At 60.3% G+C, this 19,107-nt stretch carries 16 protein-coding genes and 1 other RNA gene; 5 read left to right on the top strand and 12 right to left on the bottom strand.

Annotated features, from left to right (window positions below):
- Positions 1-5 precede the first annotated feature (5 nt).
- From murD to zwf, 11 genes are all read right to left on the bottom strand, one after another.
- Positions 6-1,355: a UDP-N-acetylmuramoyl-L-alanine--D-glutamate ligase gene (gene murD / locus DTI93_RS03900; protein ID WP_249079689.1), complete on the bottom strand. Its 1,350-nt coding sequence runs from the start codon at positions 1,353-1,355 to the stop codon at positions 6-8.
- Entirely contained in the window at positions 1,355-2,446 is a 1,092-nt protein-coding gene (gene mraY, locus DTI93_RS03895) for a phospho-N-acetylmuramoyl-pentapeptide-transferase (protein WP_043559842.1), read from the bottom strand. Before mraY ends, murD begins: the two co-directional genes overlap by 1 nt.
- The gene (gene murF, locus DTI93_RS03890; protein ID WP_192848298.1) at positions 2,446-3,861 is read right to left on the bottom strand and encodes a UDP-N-acetylmuramoyl-tripeptide--D-alanyl-D-alanine ligase; all 1,416 of its coding nucleotides are present in this window, start codon (positions 3,859-3,861) and stop codon (positions 2,446-2,448) included. Before murF ends, mraY begins: the two co-directional genes overlap by 1 nt.
- Positions 3,861-5,348: a UDP-N-acetylmuramoyl-L-alanyl-D-glutamate--2,6-diaminopimelate ligase gene (locus tag DTI93_RS03885; RefSeq protein WP_192848297.1), complete on the bottom strand. Its 1,488-nt coding sequence runs from the start codon at positions 5,346-5,348 to the stop codon at positions 3,861-3,863. The genes murF and DTI93_RS03885 overlap by 1 nt, the downstream gene beginning before the upstream one ends.
- Before the next feature lie 32 nt (positions 5,349-5,380).
- Positions 5,381-7,321 carry a penicillin-binding protein 2 gene (locus DTI93_RS03880; RefSeq protein ID WP_086431535.1) on the bottom strand — a complete coding sequence of 647 codons (1,941 nt, stop codon included), beginning with the start codon at positions 7,319-7,321 and terminating at the stop codon, positions 5,381-5,383.
- 55 nt (positions 7,322-7,376) lie between these two features.
- The gene (locus tag DTI93_RS03875; RefSeq protein WP_192848296.1) at positions 7,377-8,141 is read right to left on the bottom strand and encodes a hypothetical protein; all 765 of its coding nucleotides are present in this window, start codon (positions 8,139-8,141) and stop codon (positions 7,377-7,379) included.
- Positions 8,138-9,082, bottom strand: a complete 945-nt coding sequence (rsmH, locus tag DTI93_RS03870; protein ID WP_043561073.1) for a 16S rRNA (cytosine(1402)-N(4))-methyltransferase RsmH — start codon at positions 9,080-9,082, stop codon at positions 8,138-8,140. Before rsmH ends, DTI93_RS03875 begins: the two co-directional genes overlap by 4 nt.
- A 26-nt stretch (positions 9,083-9,108) precedes the next feature.
- Positions 9,109-9,585, bottom strand: coding sequence for a division/cell wall cluster transcriptional repressor MraZ (mraZ, locus tag DTI93_RS03865; RefSeq protein WP_043561075.1), 477 nt, complete (start codon positions 9,583-9,585; stop codon positions 9,109-9,111).
- A 357-nt stretch (positions 9,586-9,942) separates the two neighbouring features.
- Positions 9,943-10,349, bottom strand: an RNA gene (gene rnpB, locus DTI93_RS03860) — RNase P RNA component class A.
- 60 nt (positions 10,350-10,409) lie between these two features.
- Positions 10,410-10,865: a hypothetical protein gene (locus tag DTI93_RS03855; protein ID WP_043559850.1), complete on the bottom strand. Its 456-nt coding sequence runs from the start codon at positions 10,863-10,865 to the stop codon at positions 10,410-10,412.
- Between the two features lie 124 nt (positions 10,866-10,989).
- Positions 10,990-12,462, bottom strand: coding sequence for a glucose-6-phosphate dehydrogenase (zwf, locus tag DTI93_RS03850; RefSeq protein WP_043561077.1), 1,473 nt, complete (start codon positions 12,460-12,462; stop codon positions 10,990-10,992).
- A 410-nt stretch (positions 12,463-12,872) separates the two neighbouring features.
- On the opposite strand from zwf, the gene DTI93_RS03845 reads away from it, so the two are divergent.
- Positions 12,873-13,139: a DUF2312 domain-containing protein gene (locus tag DTI93_RS03845; protein ID WP_043559853.1), complete on the top strand. Its 267-nt coding sequence runs from the start codon at positions 12,873-12,875 to the stop codon at positions 13,137-13,139.
- 92 nt (positions 13,140-13,231) lie between these two features.
- Here DTI93_RS03845 and DTI93_RS03840 read toward each other — a convergent pair whose 3' ends face one another.
- On the bottom strand, positions 13,232-14,140 hold the full coding sequence (locus DTI93_RS03840; protein ID WP_154981377.1) for a LysR family transcriptional regulator: 909 nt from the start codon (positions 14,138-14,140) through the stop codon (positions 13,232-13,234).
- A 99-nt stretch (positions 14,141-14,239) separates the two neighbouring features.
- Between DTI93_RS03840 and budA the strand changes: the two genes are divergently transcribed.
- From budA to DTI93_RS03820, 4 genes are all read left to right on the top strand, one after another.
- Positions 14,240-14,971 carry an acetolactate decarboxylase gene (budA, locus tag DTI93_RS03835; RefSeq protein WP_043559857.1) on the top strand — a complete coding sequence of 244 codons (732 nt, stop codon included), beginning with the start codon at positions 14,240-14,242 and terminating at the stop codon, positions 14,969-14,971.
- Positions 14,972-15,055: 84 nt separating this feature from the next.
- Positions 15,056-16,738, top strand: a complete 1,683-nt coding sequence (gene alsS / locus DTI93_RS03830; RefSeq protein ID WP_043559859.1) for an acetolactate synthase AlsS — start codon at positions 15,056-15,058, stop codon at positions 16,736-16,738.
- 213 nt (positions 16,739-16,951) lie between these two features.
- Positions 16,952-17,695 carry a (Fe-S)-binding protein gene (locus tag DTI93_RS03825; protein WP_043559860.1) on the top strand — a complete coding sequence of 248 codons (744 nt, stop codon included), beginning with the start codon at positions 16,952-16,954 and terminating at the stop codon, positions 17,693-17,695.
- Positions 17,692-19,104 carry a lactate utilization protein B gene (locus DTI93_RS03820; protein ID WP_043559863.1) on the top strand — a complete coding sequence of 471 codons (1,413 nt, stop codon included), beginning with the start codon at positions 17,692-17,694 and terminating at the stop codon, positions 19,102-19,104. The genes DTI93_RS03825 and DTI93_RS03820 overlap by 4 nt, the downstream gene beginning before the upstream one ends.
- Positions 19,105-19,107: the final 3 nt, after the last annotated feature.

Genomic DNA, 19,107 nt, shown 5'->3' with positions numbered 1-19,107 from the left:
ATGTTTCAGTCCTCCCCGCAGAGGCTGCGGGCCAGTGTGGCAAAGGCCGTTCCCCGTTCCTCGAAATTGCGGAACTGGTCAAAACTGGCACAGGCCGGGGACAGGAGTATGGGCATGGCCTCGTGTGTCCGGGCATGGTCCCAGGCGGCCCGTGTTGCCTGCTCCAGCGTTTCGCTGATCTCGAAAGGAACATCATGGGCTGTCAGGGTTCTGGCCAGCAATGGGGCATCCTGCCCGATGAGGAAGGCACGGCGCACATGGCCGAACAGTGGTGCCAGACTCTCGATTCCTCCTTCTTTGGCCATGCCTCCGGCAATCCAGAGGCTTTCGGGGAAGGCTTTTAGTGCATGGTAGCTGGCTTCCGCATTTGTAGCTTTGCTGTCGTTGATGAAGCTGATTCCATCAGCCTGCGCCACGAGCTGGAGGCGGTGGTCCAGCCCGGTGAAGCTTCTGATGCCCTCGGCAATCTGTTCCTCGGAGAGGCCAAGATGGCGGGCGATGGTCCGGCAGGTCTCTATGTTCTGGGCATTGTGCTGTCCAGGCAGAAAGGGGGCGTCTGTTTCTGGAACAGGCTGGGTGATCGAGAATGTCCGTACCGTCACGCCCTGCCGCTCAAGCCGCTGGTGCAGTTCGTCCGCCCAGGAGGCCTTTTCGCCCAGAATGGCAAGGTCGCCTGCGGTCATGTTGTCAAAGACATGCGCCTTGGCATCCAGATAGCCCTGCATGGAGCCGTGCCGATCCAGATGGTCCGGTGTCAGGTTGAGCAGGGCAGCGGCACAGGCGTGATAGTCCTTCAGCCGTTCCAGCATGTAGGACGACATTTCAATGACATAGACGCCGTCATCCCCCAGAGCGGGCAGGGCGAGAGAGGCCGTGCCAAAATTGCCGCCACAGCAGGCCGGGATGCCGGCCTGTGTGAGAATGTGGGTCAGCAGGGCCGTGGTCGTGGATTTGCCATTTGTACCCGTGATGGAGACGAACCGCACGCATGATCCTGCCTTGCGAGCCACCTGCCAGAGCAGTTCTGCATCGGAGAGGATCGGCACATGCTGCTCCCGTGCCAGCAGGGCAGCAGGGTGTGGCCGGGGCAGATGGTGCGGGATGCCCGGCGAGAGGATCAGGGCATCCATGCCGGTGAGGTCAGTCAGGGGCGCCAGTGTCAGGCGGGGATGTGAGGACAGGGGAGCTGGGAGCTCCGGCCTGCTGTCATCCCAGGCCTGTACGGTTGCTCCCATATCCAGCAGGGCCTGCACGACGGCAGCACCGTTGCGGCCCAGCCCGCAGACAGCATGATGCTGCCCGGTCAGGAGTGTTGCAGGCCATTTCTGGGGGGGAGGAAAGGGCAGGACAGTCATCAGCGCAGCTTCAGTGTGGCCAGACCACACAGCCCCAGAATGATGGCAATGATCCAGAAACGGACGACAATTTTCGGCTCCTGCCAGCCCTTCTTCTCAAAATGATGGTGCAGCGGTGCCATGAGGAAGATGCGCTTCCCCGTGCGGCGGAACCAGAAGACCTGGATGATGACGGAGATCGTTTCCACCACGAACAGGCCCCCCACGAGGCAGAGCACCAGCTCATGCTTCACAGCCACGGCCACGGCCCCCAGGGCACCGCCCAGTGCCAGAGACCCGGTATCTCCCATGAAGACCTCTGCCGGTGGAGCATTGAACCAGAGAAAACCCAGTCCGGCTCCGATCAGGGCGGCGCAGAAGATGCTCAGTTCCCCCGTGCCGGGAACATGATGGAGCTGGAGATAGTCGGCAAAGACATGGTTGCCGACCAGATAGGCGATCAGGGCGAAGACGAGGGCGGCGATGATGGAGGGCACCGTGGCCAGCCCGTCCAGCCCGTCCGTCAGGTTCACGGCATTGCCGAAACCCGTGATCGTCACCATGGCGAAGAGCGGGAAAATGTAGCCCAGATGCAGCACGAAGGTCTTGGCGAAAGGAAAGGCCACGGCATTGCGCAGGTCCGGTGGTGTCAGGGCTTCCATGGCAATCCCGGCAAGGCATGAGATCAGGAATTCCCCGCCCAGCCGTATTTTTTTGGAGACCCCTTTGCTGTTGCCCTTGGCCAGTTTGAGATAGTCATCCGCAAAGCCTATGGCGCCAAACCCCAGGGTCGTGAGGAGAACAGCCCAGACAAACCCGTCAAACAGGTCCGCCCAGAGCAGGGTGGAGCAGGTCAGGGAAAACAGGATGAGACCACCGCCCATGGTGGGGGTACCGGCTTTCTCCAGTATATGCCGTTCCGGCCCGAGGGTCCGTATGGGCTGCCCTTGCCGCTGGATGCGTTTGAGCTGGGCAATGAAGGGCTTGCCGAGCAGCAGGGAGATCACCAGTGCTGTCAGGCAGGCGCATCCGGCCCGGAAGGTCATGTAATGCAGCAGGTTGAGAAGGCCGCCATGGGAGGAAGAAGGTGCAGCAAGAAGGTTGAAGAGCATCAGGCGGACTCTGGGGCGTGTGTGGTGGTGGACATGGGCTGCTCCAGCAGCGCAATGAGGGCACGCATGTTACTGCCCAGGCTTCCCTTCACGAGCAGCACATCCCCTTTTTGCAGGGCAGGGTGCAGCAGGGAGGCAAGCTGGACTGAATTTTCAGCATATCCTCCCTGTAGGGAAGGAGGAAGGGCCTCGTAAAGGGATTTCATGTGCGGGCCGCAACAGAATGTCAGAATGTCATGCTTCATTAATGGTTCAGCCAGAGCCCGGTGTTCGGCTTCGGCAAACTGGCCCAGCTCCCTGATGTCGCCCAGGGCGGCCAGATGGCGTCTGGCGGGCATGAGGGCGAGCGTGTCCAGGGCTGCACGGACACTGGGGCCGGAAGCATTGTAGCTCTCATCCAGCAGGGTGATGCCGCCGGGCAACAGGCGCTGCTGGCCCCGTCCGGCTTCCGGCTGGAAATGGCGCAGGGCCTCGGCTCCGGCTTTCGGGTCCAGCCCCAGCGCAGCGATGGCCCCAAGAGCCAATGCGGCATTGCGGGCCAGATGGGGGCCGGGGGCCGCCAGCCTCACGTCGGTGTCGCCCCGTGGTGTGGTCAGATGGAACTGGCTGCCGTCTGCCGTGCAGGTGAGGTCTGTTATCCGGATGGTGGCGCTGGGTGTCACGCCTGCCTGCCAGAGCGAAACACCTGTCGGCAGGGCCTGCTTCAGGCGGGCAAGCCCCTGTGAGGCCTCCGGGCAGAGGGCCGTGCCGGATGACGGAAGGGCGGCAAAGAGGGCCGCCTTTTCGTCCGCAATGGCGTCGATGCTGCCCATATGCCCCAGATGGGCGCTGCCAATGGTGGTTATGAGGCCAATATCCGGGCGTATCTGGGCGGCGAGCGGGGCGATCTCGCCGGGGTGGTTCATGCCCACCTCGCTGATGCAGAAGGCGGCTTCTTCTGGCAGGCGGGCGAGTGTCAGAGGCACGCCCCAGTGGTTGTTGAAGGACGCCACGGAAGCATGGACCTGCCCGTAAGGTGCAAGAGCCGTGGCCAGCATGTTCTTGGTGGTTGTTTTTCCCACGCTGCCTGTAACGGCGATGACCCTGCCGCTGAACTGTGCCCGCCTGTAGCGGCCCAGAGCCTCCAGCCCTTGCATGGTGTCATCGACCTTCAACAGGCGGGGATCATCCGTCAGACCGGCCGTGCTGATGGCGGCCTCATCATGGGCCATCACGCAGCTGGCTCCAGCCTCCAGGGCCTGCCTCAGATAGCGGTGTCCGTCTGAATTATGGCCGATCAGGGCGATGAAGAGGTCACCGTGTTTCAGGGTGCGGGTATCGATGCAGACGCCGTGGACCTTCACGTTACCGGCAAGCTGTCCTCCCGTGGCGGCCTGAAGGTCCTTGCGGGTCCAGAGGATGGTTGTATCGGGCATCAGGCAAGCTCCCTGGCGAGTGCGGCCGTGATGGTACGGTCATCGAACGGATGTATTTCCCCCTTGATGATCTGGCCTGTTTCATGCCCTTTCCCGGCGATGAGCAGGACATCGCCTTTCTTCAGACCTTCCAGAGCGGTACGGATGGCCTGCCGACGGTCGCCAATTTCTTGTGCCTGCGGGGCTGTGGCGAGAATTTCGGCCCGGATGGTGGCCGGGTCCTCGCTGCGGGGGTTGTCATCCGTGATGATGACTTCATCGGCCAGATGGGCGGCGATCTGTCCCATGAGAGGGCGCTTGCCCCTGTCACGGTCCCCGCCCGCACCGAAGACCACGACCAGCCGCCCGCTGGTGTGGGGACGCAGGCTGAGCAGGACGTGCTCCAGCGCATCCGGCGTGTGAGCATAATCCACGTAGGCGCAGGCTCCATTTGGCAGGTGGGCGACCGGCTCACAACGGCCGGGCACGCCCTTCAGGTGCGGCAGGAGGGCAATGATGGATTCAGCTTCTTCATCCCGTTCCCAGCAGAGGGCGGCAGCCAGCAGGGCATTTTCTGCCTGAAAACGTCCCGGGAGTGGAAAGTGGAGTGCTGGCAGGGTACGGCCATGCAGCTGGAGTGTCAGGTCCATGCCCTGCGGGGTGGGTGTGGCCTCAAGAATTCGGATGGTCTCGCCTGTTGTGCCAATCGTGCGGAGGTCCAGTTTCCGGCGGGTGGCAATGTCACGGAGGGCCTCTCTGCTTTCGGCATCCATTTCGCTGTTGATGACGGCCCGGCCCCCTTCGGGCAGCAGCGTTTCAAAGAGATGCAGCTTGGCCTGCCGGTAGGCTTCCAGCGTGTGGTGATAGTCCAGATGGTCTCGGGTCAGGTTGGAAAAAGCGGCGGCCGTGATGGCAACGCCGTCCAGCCGGTGCTGCTGGAGGCCATGGGATGAGGCCTCCAGCGCTACATGGGTGATGCCATGCACCTGCAGGGCTGCCAGAGTGTTGGCAAGGGTGACGGCATCCGGTGTGGTCAGGGGGGGGAGTGATGGCAATGCCACGTCACTGATGAGCCCCAGAGTACCGAGGCTTGCAGCCTTCTGGTGACGCAGCTGGCAGAGCTGACGGAAGAAATCTGCCGTGCTGCTTTTGCCGTTTGTTCCCGTGATGGCGGCAATATGGTCAGGCTGGGCCCCTGCCAGCAGTGCAGCAGACCGGGCCAGGAAACGGGCCGGGTCGGGCAGGGTGATGATGAGGGCCGTGTGGCCGTTTTCCGTCTGCTCTGGCAGATGATGCTGGCCTGGGGAAGCGGCGAGGACGATTGCGGCTGCCCCTTCTGCGATGGCCAGAGGAATGAAGGTCCGTCCGTCCTGTTTCGTGCCCTTCAGCGCCACGAAGAGGCAGCCGGGGCGAGCTTCCCGGCTATCGGCGGTGATGCTGGAAATGTCCGGGTCTCTGGTGAGGTCTCTGGCAAGACCATGATGGCGGAGCAGGGAGGACAGTTTCATGACGGAGACCTTTGAGAAGGGGCGGTGAGGGTTCAGTGGCTGTGATGGGCCCCGTGTTTGGTGGCCAGTCGGTTGACGGTGACAGCCCCGGGGTCATTGCCCGGGCCGAGTGGATGGCGGACACCGGGGGGGACGGGCGGAGAGAGAGACAGGGCGAGCTGGTCGTCAACCTGCTGGGCTTTGGTTGGCTCCAGCGGGAAGAGGCCCAGCATGGGGGCGGTGCGTGTCACGATTCTGGAAAATGTCGGAGCAGCAATCCAGCCAGCAGTCGTCCAGCCATGTGTTTCTGCCGTCCCTTGTGGGGCATCCAGCATGACATAAAGGGCATATTTGGGATCATTCATAGGGAACATGCCTGTAAAGGCCGTGATGTTGACATGTTTCAGATACCCCCCGTGGGCGCCGATCTTTTCTGCCGTCCCGGTCTTTCCACCAACGATGTAGCCGGGGCTTTCCGCTTTTTTCCCGATGCCCTTGGTAACGACGAGGCGCAGGATTCGGCGGAGCAGCTCTGAATTCTTGGTGGAGATCAGATGCGGCCCCTTCTGCTCTTCCGCCATGACGACATCATCATTGAGATGCTCACGGGCCAGCAGGGTGGGTGTGACAAGATACCCCCCGTTGCCGGTACAGGCGGTCCCGCGGACAATGGCCAGCGGCGATTCTGCCACGCCATGGCCAAAGCCGACCGTCATGACCGTGGTTTCGCCCCAATTCTTGAGGGACGGGACCAGCGGGCGTCCTGCCTCGGGCAGCTCAACGGGAACACGGTCCAGAAATCCCATGTTTTTCAGCCATTCATGCTGGCGGTCCCGCCCGACATCCAGGGCGATATGGGCTGAGGCCGGGTTGGAGGAATAGGCCATGACAGAGGGCAGCGCCAGCCACGGGGCGAAGTGGTCCGTCTTGAGGTCGGAAATCTTGAAGCGGCCGACATGGATGGGAATGGTGGAGAACTGGTCCCAGGGGTGGGCCACGCCAAGCTCCAACGCCATGGCGGCTGTCTGAAGTTTGAAGGTGGACCCTGGTTCATACATGCCGGTAACGGCCCGGTTGAATCGGGCATCGTCTGCCGCATGGGCAAAATCGTTGGCGTCATAATCGGGGAGACTGACCATGGCCAGGATTTCCCCGGTATGGACGTCCATCAGGATGGCGGAAGCCCCTATGGCCCGGAAACGCAGCTTGGCGTCATTCAGCTCGTCCCGCACGGCAGCCTGCACGCGGGCATCGATGGAAAGACGGAGCGGTGCATGGTCTCCCAGAAGGCGCTGGTTGAAGAATTTCTCCACCCCGGCAATGCCATGATTGTCAATGTCAACGCTACCAAGGATCTGCGCTGCCACGTTCCCCAGAGGATAATGGCGCTGCTCGCCATTTTCGAAATAGATGCCGGGGATGCCAAGATTGTTGATGGCCAGCTCGTCTGTCGGGGCGATGTTGCGGGCGAGGTAGACGAACTGTTTTTTCTGTTTCAGGCGGCGGATGGTCTCTGCCATGTTGAGGTTGGGCAGGATTGTATGGAGGCTTCGGGCAACATCTTCAGGCTCGATGATTTCCATGGGATTGGCATAGACCTGCACGACAGGCAGCGACAGTGCCAGAGGCTGCCCATTCCGATCCACGATGCTGGCCCGTCTGATGTTGGGCAGGACGAACCCATTGCCTGCCATGGCTTTGGGGTCCGGATGGGGGATGTCCGGTATGGTGCTGCCGACCTGGTTGGGCAGAGGGGCCATGGGGGCCAGAATGGTTGCAAACAGCGCCTTTATGGCCACGCCACCATAAAGGAACAGGAAACCCATGCCGAGATAGACCAGCCTGTTGCGGCTTTTTTCCAGCCAGCTCATGGGGTTTCGTCTGCGTTCGTCCCACCGGGCCCACAGACGTCTCAACAGGGACGGCTTTCCGGGTGGCCCGTCCTTATGGTCTGATCCAGGCTGGTTGGTCTTGCGGGACGGTCTGGAGGCCATGGGGCGCGGGCTCGGCATAGGAAAGGAAGGAACACAGGCGGAAGCCGCCAGAGGGTCAGTCTGTCAGAGGAACAGGGGGCGGAAGGGGGGCAGGCTCGTCTGCCGGGGCCGAAACTGTGTGGATTCCGCCCATGTGGCCGTGCTTGGCAGACTGGTGGACAGGGTGCCAGGCCACATCCTCCGTGGGTTCGCTGCGGGAATGGTCGGGCACGGCATGGGCCTTCCTGCGGGTCTGGCCCGTCGCACTATCCGTCGGGGCATGGAGACGATGCCGGGGCATGGCGTCTCCATCCGACCCGCTCAGGAGTGCCAGGCTTCGCTCAAGCTGGCGGTCTGCTTCACCCGTGTCATCCTTGTGGATGCGAGGATGGGAGGGTCTGCGTTCTGCGTGGTCGGTACTGGCCACGACATCACGTACTGGCCGGGGCGTTGTGGCAGGCGCCGCCGTGGCCTGATGTGCCGGGGCCGTGAGGGATGCCAGCTCTCTCTGGGCCTGTCCCCGCCCCGGGGCCATGGGGATGATGCGATGATCAATGGCGGGAAGACGCTTCCGCAGGTCTGCCAGCTGCACGAACTGCGTGGGGTCGACCTGGTTCATCTCCGGCAGAACCCGCTGCGCCAGGGCGCTGAGCCGGTCCGGCTGGTTCAGCAGGGCCCACTGGGTGCGCAGAATGGCTGTCTGCTGCTGGATGCGGCGGGTATCCTCAATGGTTTTCCTGATATCCTGGTTTAGTACGAGGGTTTCATGCTTCTTCGTGTAGAGGAAGAGGCCGGAACCAGCCGCCATGACGGCACAGAGCAGGGTGACAAAACGGATCATGCGGAAGCTCCATGAGCGGGAAGGCGTCGCAGGGCACGCAGGCGTGCGCTGCGGGAGCGGGGGTTGAGATTCAGTTCCTGATCGGACGGTGTACGGGGCCGTGTATGCAGGAGTTCAAAAGACGGGGCTTCTGTCTGCTGCATGGCAAGAGGGGTATGACGGGATGGACCAGCCATGCGGCCAGCCAGCCGGGCGAGGGCCCGTTTCGTCATGCGGTCCTCCAGCGAATGGAAGGTCACGATGCAGAAGATCCCGCCCGGTGCGAGGAGGCCCGGTGCGGTTTCCAGCGTACGTTCCAGTTCGCCCAGCTCATCATTCACGGCAATGCGGATCGCCTGGAAACTGCGGGTAGCAGGGTCGAAATTGGGACGTTCTTTCGGGACGGCTTTGCGGATGATGTCGGCCAGCTGCCCCGTCGTCTGGATCGGGCCGCTCTGGCGGGCCTCGATGATGGCCCGGGCGACACGGCGGGAGCGGCGTTCTTCTCCATAATGGTAGAGGATGTCGGCGAGAGCCTGCTCTTTCTCACCATTGACGATATCCGCCGCACTCAGGCCATCGGTGCTCATGCGCATGTCCAGCGGGCCATCATGACGGAAGGAAAATCCCCGCTCTTCCTGATCCAGCTGGAAGGAGGACACGCCGAGATCCAGCACGATCCCATTGAAGGGACCATGATGACCGGCCAGCTCTTTCATGGCGCTGAAGGTTCCCTGGTGGAGATGCAGCCGCCCCTCCGAGGCTGCCACGAGAGGCTGCCCGCGTTTTATGGCATCGGGGTCACGGTCAATCGCATGGACAGTGCAGGAGGCCGAGCGGAGCAGGGCCCGGCTGTAGCCACCCCCGCCGAAGGTGCCATCCAGATACACGCCTCCATCCTGCGGGGCCAGTGTGTCCAGCACTTCTGGCAGCATGACAGGGAAGTGTCCCTCCCGCTGCATGTCCTCAGCAATCTGATGGGCGTGGGTCACGGTGCGGTCTTCTCCCTGTTTTCGGAGCGTTTACGCTGGCCGAGTTCCCGTGTGCGGCTGCGAGCCTGCCTGCGGCGTTCTTCGGCAAGGCTGGGATTCCATATCTGGAACACACGCCCCAGCCCCATGAAGCTGACATCATCTTCCAGTCCGGCATGGTCTTTCAGGGAGCGGGGGAGGCTGACACGGCCTTCCCTGTCGCAGTCCAGCGGGTAGGCATCGGCATAGAGGCTGGTCGCCAGGTCATCATGGTCGGCCGAGAAGGGGTCATACTCATCAAGAGCGCCGGAAAAAGCGAAAAAGGCAGAGGCGGACCAGCATTCCAGGCAGTCATGAAGGTGGGATGGCCTGATGATCATCAGGGCCTCTCCGGGGCGGGCCTGTTCCCGCAGGGCATTCCGGAATGGTGAGGGAATGGAAATGCGTCCTTTGGCATCAACACGGCTGGCATGGGTACCGAGAAACATGGTCATGGTCTGCAATGTCCCTCCTTCCCTGCCTGCCATGGTGGACACATGTCCGCACCTTCATAGTGGGATTTCATGGGGTATCATGGGATTTTATGGGACGTCAAAGTTTTATTATAAAAAATGGCACAGGGATGCGGTTTTATTGTGTAGATATGGGCAGGGGTGTCTTTTTGTTAATAAAGTAAATAATTGGTATATTCTTCATTACCATCATGGAAGCGGGGCAGGTGGGCAGAATGGCTGGAAGAGGATGGCAGTGAAGAGGCCTGGCCCTGTACGTCAGCCTTGTGTGTCGGAGCGTCATGAAGGCTCTGGCTGCAGTATCCAGATGCCGTTTTCTGGGGGGCTTGCAGTAATGAAGGGGCCAGATGGTCTGTAAGCCGGGTTCTGTCCTGCCTCATACATGGTGAGGCGGGGCGATCATTCCTCTGGGATGTGTTTTGCAACACACCTCACGCAACCAACCCGAATGACAGGGCAGGACCCCTCAGCCACGGATGTGGCCCGTCATTCCTATTCGGTCTTGCTCCCGGTGGGGTTTACCATGACCGCCGCTGTTGCCAGCCGCGCGGTGCGCTCTTACCGCACCGTTTCACCCTTGTCCGCATTTTCCCACCATGACGGGGAGAAAACCGGCGGACGGTACTGTTTCTGTGGCACTGTCCCTGGGGTCACCCCCGCCGGCCGTTAGCCGGCACCGTCTTCCTGTGGAGCCCGGACTTTCCTCCATGTCCCGCAGGGGACACAGCGATCGCCCGACCATCTGGCTGGGGGCGTTATGCCGCTTGCCGTGTGGCGGGTCAAGCGGCGGTGGCAGGGAGGCCCGTTCAGGGGGTGAGGGGATGATACATGTCAGGTGAACCGGCGTCGGTCATGATGCTCTGGCCAGCACGGTCTACCCGGACATGGAAGAGAAGCTCTGCTGATGGCGTGTCGCCGGGGCAGCCATTCCCATGCCGTCCCAGGACGTCGATCGTGGGGGTGTTCACACTGCCATCACCATTGACGACCATGACAAGGCAGCGCCGGGGCAGAGGGGTCAGCCCCTTGCGGGTGATGATGGTCCGCAGATGTTCGACAAGGGCGGTATTATCGAACCAGCTCAGCTTGCTGAAGGTGAACTGGTCATAGAGGTTGTCCAGCACACCAGTCCTGACGAACAGGAACATGAGCAGGAAGGTCGGGACCAGCACGACAAGCCGTCGGATGATGTGCTGCTTCAGGGAGCGGGGTGGCCTCGGGCGGCGGCGGCCGAGACGGGGAGGGGTGGTTGGTTCGGTCATGATGGGTCTGCCCCGTGGTCATGGTGGAGACTGCGATGCCTGAACAGGCAAAACCGCCCTGCCGGCAGGGGCAGGGCGGTCTGTGAAGCCGTATGCGGATAGGCCGGTCCTGATCCGGGGAGGATCAGTCTGCCATGTCCTCGTGCCAGGCATCGCCCGTCGTGGCGATGAAGCGGCGTGCTTCTTCCGGCCCGTAGGACCCGGCGGCGTAATGGGCCATCGGAACCTTGTTGGCGGCCCATGTTTTCAGTGTCGGTTCGACCCATGCCCATGCGGCTTCCACTTCATCACGACGGATGAAGAGGGCCGGATAGCCACGGACGGCATCCAGCATGAGGCGCTCGTAGGAATCCGGAATGAGGGAGCCGTCGGCCGGAGCGAATTTGCCGGACATGGTGCCGTGCTGAAGCTCAAACCCGGCGGCAGAAGGGTTCTTGATGTTCAGGGCCAGCCCGAAACCTTCATCCGGCTGGAGGCGGATGACCAGGCGGTTGGTGGCGGCAGAGGTGCCAAACAGGGCGGAAGCAGACTTCCGGAACGTCACCACGACTTCGCTCACCTTTTTGGTCGAACGCTTGGCTGTGCGGATGTAGAAAGGAACATCTTTCCAGCGTGGTGTATCGACATAGGCCCGCATGACGGCGTAGGTCTCGGTGTGGCTGTCTTCGCCCAGCTCTTCCAGATAGCCCGGAACGGGTTTGCCGTTCATGTCCCCTTTGACGTACTGGGCACGGACCGTCTCGCTGGCCACCTTGTCCTCCGGGATGGGACGCAGGGCCTTCAGAACGTTCACCTTGGCATCACGGACAGTATCTGCCTCAAGGTCAGCCGGAGCTTCCATGGCGCAGAGGCTGAGGACCTGGAGCAGATGGTTCTGGATCATGTCCCGCAGGGCCCCGGATGTGTCGTAATAGGCAGCACGGCCTTCCACGCCCACGGTCTCGGCGGCGGTGATCTGGATGCTCTGGATGTGCTCGGCAGACCAGACGGCGCTGAAGAGCGGGTTGGCAAAGCGCAGGGCGATGATGTCCTGCACGGTTTCCTTGCCCAGATAATGGTCGATGCGGAAAATCTGCCCTTCTTCGAAGAAGCGGCTCACACCGTCATTGATGGCTCTGGCGGAGGCACTGTCTGTACCGATTGGTTTTTCCAGCACGACACGGGAGTGCGGGGTGATGAAACCGAAACGGTGGAGGTTTTCGCTGATGGCCTCGAAGAGCTGCGGGGCTGTGGAATAATAGAAGACACGGATGCGGTCGGCCGGTGACTGGTCCAGAACGGCCTTCAGCTCATCCCAGTTATGGTCGCTCTTCGTGCCGTCCAGCGTGACGTAATGAATTTTCTTGAGGAAACGCTCGATCAGCGCCTCATCCCTGTGCTGGGCGGGGAGGAAGGTTTCCAGAGCCTCACGGGCACGGGTGATGTAGTCCTCGCGGGACAGTGAGGAGCGGGCAGTCCCGATGATGCGGGCTTCTTCTGGAACATGTCCGATGCGGAGCTGGTTGTAGAGAGCTGGAAGCAGTTTGCGCATCGTCAGATCGCCCGTGGCGCCGAAGATGACGTAGTCAAACGGTGCGGTCTGCTGAGAGTGGGCCATGGTGAGGCGTACCTTTTCTGTCTGGAAACTCGGGTGAGGCATCAGTCTGCCTCCGGTCTTGTTTCTGACCTCCTTTTAGAGCCTGTCCGATGTCCCGTTCAAGCCATAACAGGATGGATGGAAGAGCGGCCGGGAGCGGGGGCGTGCTTCAGGTCATGCAGGCCGGGCGGCAGGTGGCAGGATGCTGCGGAAGGACGTGACGGCAGAGGATTGGGCCTTATGTAATGGCATGTTCACATTTGCGTTTTTCCGTCTTTGTGGCTTTTCTGGCAGTGAATATGGGCTGTCTGTCATTCATATGGGCGGGAAGGGGAAGTGCCTTTCCGCTGGATGGTATTGACCACGGCCATGAGGGAGCGATAAGCCGCCCAGAAGAACCGGCATCCGGGCAGATTTGAGGAGTATGGTGTATGGATATGGGAAATGGTGATGAAGGTGCCGTGACAGGCGGCATTGCGGTTGATCGTCTGCGGTCCATTATTGACCGTGTCGAACGTCTGGAAGAAGAGCGCAAGGCACTTGGGTCTGACATCCGCGATGTGTTCACGGAGGCAAAATCGGCCGGGTTTGATGTCAAGGTCATCAAGCAGCTGATCAAGCTGCGCAAGCAGGAGCCTGCCGAGGTGGAGGAGCAGGAGACCCTGCTGGACATCTACCGCCGTGCGCTGGGCATGTAAGCAGATCACGTCTCTGACGTATGGAGAAAAGAGAGCCTTTCCCTTCTGGTTCCTGCGGCCAGAGGGGGAAGGCTTTTTTGCGTGTCTGATGCTCAGTCGGGGAGCGTCAGATGGGTTTTGCAGGCCTGCTGGAGGACGGTGATGAAGTGATGGATGAGTGGCGGCTGCTCCCCCGTCCGTATGCCGATGGCCAGCGTGGCATGAGGGGCGGGGCGGGCGATCCTGTGGAAGGTCACGCCGCCTGTATGGAGCTGGTGGAGCGACTGGGGAACGATGGAGACCCCCAGCCCGGCAGCCACAAGTGGGATGGTCCCGGCAATCTGGGGGGCCTGTTGCCCGAGGGATGGGGTAACACCGGCGTCCCGGTAGGCCGCCAGGATGGCATCAAAGAAGCCTGGCCCCAGCTCACGGGGGAAGATGATGAGTGGTTCCGTCGCCAGGCGGCTGAGATGTATTTCCGGCAGGCTGGTGAAGGGGTGGCCTTTGGGCAGGGCGATCAATGTTGGCTCATCCAGCAGGGGGATGACCTTCACGTTGGCCTGATCTGGCACGGGAGGGCGCAGGATCGTGATGTCCATGCGATAGGAGAGCAGGGCTTCGCAGAGGGCGGGAGTATTGCTTTCTTCCAGGGACAGGGTCACGCCCGGTGCAATTGTGCTGAACTGCCGGATGGCAAAGGGGATGCTGGGCAGCAGCGGTACGGCTCCGGCCAGCCCGATGCGGAGGTGGCCTTTCTTGCCCTGGGCCAGCCCGTGGGCATCTTCAATGAACTGGCGGCGCAGGTCGAGGATCAGCCGTGCATGGGGCAGGAGGGTCAGCCCGGCTTCTGTCAGGCTTACCCCACGAGGCTGGCGGCGAAAGAGTGACACGCCCAGAGAGCTCTCCAGGCGACGGATCTGCTGGCTGAGTGGTGGCTGTTCCATGCCCAGTTTTTCAGCCGCTTTGGTGATGTTGCCGGTTTCGGCGATGGTGACGAAATAGCGGAAATGTCGGATATCCATGACCCATATATAAAATGTATGGAGACAATGGGAACTATATATTTGTCTGAATTCATCTCCTGCCTTACAGAAAGGACCATTCACAACACAGGGGGCAATATGACTCGACCTTCAGGTGTAAAGCCAAACCGTCTTTTCCAGACATCCACGATGGCAGCTCTGCTGGACGCTGTTTACGATGGTGAAATGACGTTGGGTGAGCTGGTCCAGCATGGTGATTTCGGCCTGGGGACGTTTGATGCCCTGGATGGCGAAATGATTGTGACGGAAGGTGAGGTCCGCCAGTTCCGCTCCGAGGGGATTGCCTCCGGTACGACAGCGGACATGAAAACGCCTTTCGCCTGTGTGACCTATTTCGAGCCGGAAAAGACGGTCACCATCGACCGGCCGATGGGTAAAGAGGAGTTCGAGGAGCTTGTCGACGGGCTGATCGACAATCCCAATCTTTTCGGGGCTGTCCGTTTTACGGGTGAGTTCGAGAAGGTCGATACCCGGACCGTTTTCTGCCAGCACAAGCCCTATCCGGGGATGCTGGAAGTGGTGGCCAAGCAGCCTACCTTCAGCATGGGAGAGATTAGCGGGGTGATGCTGGGTTTCCGTACGCCGCCCTACATGCAGGGGATCAATGTGGCAGGGTATCACCTCCATGTTCTCAGCGATGACCGCAAGCATGGCGGCCATGTGACGAATTATCGTGTGAAATCCGGCAAGCTGGAAGTTGCCCGCATGTCCGATCTGGAGATTTCTCTGCCGAAGACGGAAGAATTTGCCAAGGCAGACCTTCAGCCCGCTGGCCTGCATGAGGCCATCCGCACGGCAGAGGGTGGCTGAGGGGCCGGTCGCTCTCTTCGGTCACATTATGATTACACGGCCCGTCTGGTATTTTCAGGGCGGGCATGATCAGGAAAAAACATCATGACACAGAAAAAGTCTCACAAGGCAGCACAGACAGCCGCCGATCTGATCGTCCGCAATCTTGAGGCTCATGGCGTTGACCACATTGTTGGTATTCCGGGTGCCAAGATCGACCGTCTTTTCGAGGCGCTGGAAGACTCTCCCATTCGTACGATCGTTGCCCGGCATGAGCAGAATGCGGTCTTCATGGCCGGAGGTATCGGCCGCATCACGGGGCGGGCTGGTGTGGCCATTGCCACATCAGGCCCGGGTGTGTCCAATCTGGCAACGGGTCTGGCCACGGCAACGTCCGAAGGTGACCCGGTACTGACGATCGGTGGAGCTGTCGGCCGTGCCGACCTGCTGAAGCTGACCCATCAGAGCATGGATACGGTCAGCATGCTGCGCCCGGTGACGAAGTACAGCGCCGAGATCGGTGCTCCAGCGGCCACGTCGGAGGTCATCGGCAATGCGTTCCGTGCGGCTGAGAGCCCCCGTCAGGGTGGCGTGTTCGTCAGCGTACCGATGGATGTCCTGAATTCCGAGATCACGGAAGATTATCCGGTGATGGGCAACCGTAATGCCGTCAAGGCCGGTCCTGCACCGGAAGACGTCATCAAGGAGGCTGCCGCTGCCCTGAAGAAGGCCAAGAAGCCGGTCGTCCTGCTGGGCATGAAGGCCAGCAAGCCGGAGAATGCCGAGGCCATCCGTGCTTTCGTCAAGCAGACGAACCTTCCGGTTGTTGGTACCTATCAGGCTGCTGGCGCTGTTTCCAAGGATCTGGTCTCCCGTTTCGGTGGCCGTGTCGGTCTCTTCCACAACCAGTATGGTGATTACCTGCTGGATGAGGCTGATCTGGTCGTGGCCATCGGTTACAACCCGATCGAATATGATCCGTGCCTGTGGAACAGGAAATCAGCCCGCCCGATCATCAATATCGATGTTGTTCCGGCCCAGCTGGACAATGCTTTCAATCCCGAGATCGAGCTGATCGGCTCCATCGCCTTGAGCGTGCAGCACCTGACCAGGGAGACAGGCGCCCTGACATCCGGCGCTGCGCTGGACAAGATTCTGGAGGTTTATCGTGCCTCCCAGAAATCTGCCTTTGCCAAGGCCAAGAGCACCCAGCAGGGGATGCTCCATCCGCTTGAGATCATCAAGGTGATGGAAGATTTCGTGGCGCAGGACATCACGATCTGTCTGGACATGGGGTCCTTCCACATCTGGCATGCCCGTTTCCTTGAGGTCTTCCGTGCCCGCCAGATGCTGATCAGCAATGGCCAGCAGACGATGGGCGTGGCTCTCCCATGGGCCATGTCTGCCAGCATCGTGAACCCGGCCCAGAAGGTCATTTCCGTCTCCGGTGACGGCAGCTTCATGATGTCCTCCATGGACCTTGAGACCGCCGTTCGCCTGAAGAGCAACCTGATCCACATCATCTGGGTGGACCAGCACTTCAACATGGTCCGTATTCAGGAAGAGAAGAAGTACGGGCGTGATGCTGCCGTGGCCTTCGGCCCGATCGACTTTGCTGCTTTTGCCCGTTCTTTTGGCGCCAAGGGCATCAACGTCAATAGTGTGGACAGCCTGAAGGCTGCCCTGCGTGAAGGAATGGAAACGCAGGGACCGGTGGTCATCGCCGTGCCGGTTGATTATGCCGACAACCCGGCCCTGATGAACCCTCTGCCGGAGCTGAGCAAATAAGATAGCTCGCACTTCTGCTGAAGCAGAAGGGTGGATGAGGAGAGGGGCGTCATGGACGCCCCTTTTTTCTGAGGGTTATTCAATTAATTGATAATAAGTATCATTTTAAAAAATTGTATTTCTTCTATTTAAATGAGATTTTTTGCAGTAGAGATTGTCAGTCACGTTTTGTTTTATTGTTGAGTGGGTGATATTTTTTTATAAGCGCCCATTATGAAGATAGGTTTATTCATTCCCTGTTACATGGATGCCTTCTATCCCCAGACGGGTATTGCCACGCTGGAATTGCTGGAAAAGCTGGGGCAGGAAGTTGAGTATCCCATGGACCAGACCTGTTGTGGTCAGCCCATGGCGAATTCCGGGTGCAACCGTGATGCCAAAGAGACGGAAGCTCTCTTTATCCGCAATTTCTCGAAATATGATGTGATTGTCTCCCCCTCAGGGAGTTGCGTGCATCATATCCGGGACAATTTTGATGCCATTGAGCAGACGGATGAGGTCCGGCATGTGCGCAAGAACACATATGAGCTTGTCGAGTTCATTCATGATGTTCTGAAGGTGCGTGAATTCCCGTGGGCGGAGTTCCCTCACAAGGTCGGGCTGCATAACAGCTGCGCCACATTGCGGTCCCTGCGGACGGCCAGCATGTCCGAGCTGGGCGAGCCTTTTTTCTCCAAACCCAAGACCCTTCTTTCCGCCGTGAAGGGCATTTCCTTTGCTGCACCACGACGCCCGGATGAATGTTGTGGCTTCGGTGGCACCTATTCCGTGACGGAAGAGGCCGTCTCTGCCCGCATGGGGCTGGACAAGGTGACGGATCATCATGATGCCGGTGCGGAGTATATCGTCTCTGCCGACACGTCCTGCATGATGCACCAGCAGGGCTGCGCCGAGCGCAATGGCGTGCCCATCCGCTTCATCCATATTGCTGAAATTCTGAATGGAGCGAGGGCATGAGCAACAGACCAGTCCCTCATGCCAAACTGGCGGCGGAGTTTCTGGAGGATGAGCCGCATCGTCACTTTCATGATGAACGCTTGTGGGACATGCGCCAGAAGCGTGACGAGCAGATGCACATCATGCCGGAATGGCAGGAGCTGCGCGAGCAGGCATCCCGGCTGAAGGAACATACGCTGGCCCATCTGCCCCAGTATCTGGAGCAGTTTGAGGAGAATGCCCGCCGCAATGGCATCCATGTCCACTGGGCCAGGGATGGTGCGGAACATAACCGCATCGTGGAGAAGATTCTCAAGGATCACGGCCACTCATCCATCATCAAGAGCAAGTCGATGATTACCGATGAGTGCGAGATGCGGGAGTATCTGGAGCCAAAGGGCGTCAGCGTGACGGAGACGGACCTTGGCGAACGCATCCAGCAGCTGGACAACCAGCTGCCCAGCCATGTGGTTGTTCCGGCTGTCCAGAAGCTGACAACGGATGTGGCAAAGACCTTTGCCAAATATTACAATACCGACCCGAACATTGATGACCCGCACGCTCTGGCGGAGGCGCAGCGCAATGCGGCCCGTCCGGTCCTGCTGAGTGGCGATACGGGCATGACGGGGGGCAACTTCCTTGTGGCGGAGACGGGCAGCTTTGTCGTCTGCACCAATGAGGGGAATGCGGACCTCAGTGCCAATCTGCCCAACCTGCATATTGCCACGCTGGGGATTGAACGTCTGGTCCCCCGCATGGCGGACCTTGGCGTGTTCATCCGCCTTCTGTCCCGCAGTGCGCTCGGCTCACCGATCACCCAGTACACGACCCATTTCCGCAGGCCGAAGAAGGGCGGGGAGATGCATGTCATCCTCGTGGATAATGGCCGGTCCGAACGGCTGGGGATGGATGATTTCTGGACCTCTCTGAAGTGCATCCGCTGTGGGGCCTGCATGAATACCTGCCCGGTCTATCGCCGGTCTGGTGGGCAGTCTTACGGGTCCGTCTATTCCGGGCCGATCGGGGCGATCATTGACCCGACCTTCAACGCCAGAAAATTCAGCACGCTGCCCTTCGCCTCCACGATGAATGGAAGCTGTACCAATGTCTGTCCGGTCAAGATCGACATCCACGAGCAGCTCTATAAATGGCGGCGTGTTCTGGCAGAACGGCATGAAATTCCGTTCGTTAAACGGGAGATCATGAAGATGGCGGGGCGGCTGCTGGCCCAGCCGGCCATGTACCGTCTGGCCATCAGCGGGACGGAGGTTGCCCTGAAGACCATGCCTCGTTTCGTGCTGTACAATTATCTGAATCCGTGGGGCAAACATCGGGAGCTGCCTCATCCGGTGAAGGAGACATTCCACAGCTGGTATAAGAAAAACCGTCTGAACAGGACCAAGGCACAGCATGAGGAGACACAGGCATGAGTG

The organism is Parasaccharibacter sp. TMW 2.1884 (assembly GCF_023337695.1).
Taxonomy (GTDB): Bacteria; Pseudomonadota; Alphaproteobacteria; order Acetobacterales; family Acetobacteraceae; genus Bombella; species Bombella apis.
The sequence above is the reverse complement of the archived record's forward strand: the minus strand, read 5'-3'. Positions and strand labels throughout refer to the sequence as shown.

Coding starts and splice junctions, on each gene's coding strand:
- DTI93_RS03875 (WP_192848296.1), bottom strand. CDS start 8,141: ATGATCCGTTTTGTCACCCTGCTCTGTGCCGTCATGGCGGCTGGTTCC.
- alsS (WP_043559859.1), top strand. CDS start 15,056: ATGACACAGAAAAAGTCTCACAAGGCAGCACAGACAGCCGCCGATCTG.
- DTI93_RS03820 (WP_043559863.1), top strand. CDS start 17,692: ATGAGCAACAGACCAGTCCCTCATGCCAAACTGGCGGCGGAGTTTCTG.
- murF (WP_192848298.1), bottom strand. CDS start 3,861: ATGCCCGATACAACCATCCTCTGGACCCGCAAGGACCTTCAGGCCGCC.
- mraY (WP_043559842.1), bottom strand. CDS start 2,446: ATGCTCTTCAACCTTCTTGCTGCACCTTCTTCCTCCCATGGCGGCCTT.
- murD (WP_249079689.1), bottom strand. CDS start 1,355: ATGACTGTCCTGCCCTTTCCTCCCCCCCAGAAATGGCCTGCAACACTC.
- DTI93_RS03825 (WP_043559860.1), top strand. CDS start 16,952: ATGAAGATAGGTTTATTCATTCCCTGTTACATGGATGCCTTCTATCCC.
- zwf (WP_043561077.1), bottom strand. CDS start 12,462: ATGGCCCACTCTCAGCAGACCGCACCGTTTGACTACGTCATCTTCGGC.
- DTI93_RS03840 (WP_154981377.1), bottom strand. CDS start 14,140: ATGGATATCCGACATTTCCGCTATTTCGTCACCATCGCCGAAACCGGC.
- DTI93_RS03880 (WP_086431535.1), bottom strand. CDS start 7,321: ATGGCCTCCAGACCGTCCCGCAAGACCAACCAGCCTGGATCAGACCAT.
- mraZ (WP_043561075.1), bottom strand. CDS start 9,585: ATGACCATGTTTCTCGGTACCCATGCCAGCCGTGTTGATGCCAAAGGA.
- DTI93_RS03885 (WP_192848297.1), bottom strand. CDS start 5,348: ATGAAACTGTCCTCCCTGCTCCGCCATCATGGTCTTGCCAGAGACCTC.
- DTI93_RS03855 (WP_043559850.1), bottom strand. CDS start 10,865: ATGACCGAACCAACCACCCCTCCCCGTCTCGGCCGCCGCCGCCCGAGG.
- DTI93_RS03845 (WP_043559853.1), top strand. CDS start 12,873: ATGGATATGGGAAATGGTGATGAAGGTGCCGTGACAGGCGGCATTGCG.
- budA (WP_043559857.1), top strand. CDS start 14,240: ATGACTCGACCTTCAGGTGTAAAGCCAAACCGTCTTTTCCAGACATCC.
- rsmH (WP_043561073.1), bottom strand. CDS start 9,082: ATGCAGCGGGAGGGACACTTCCCTGTCATGCTGCCAGAAGTGCTGGAC.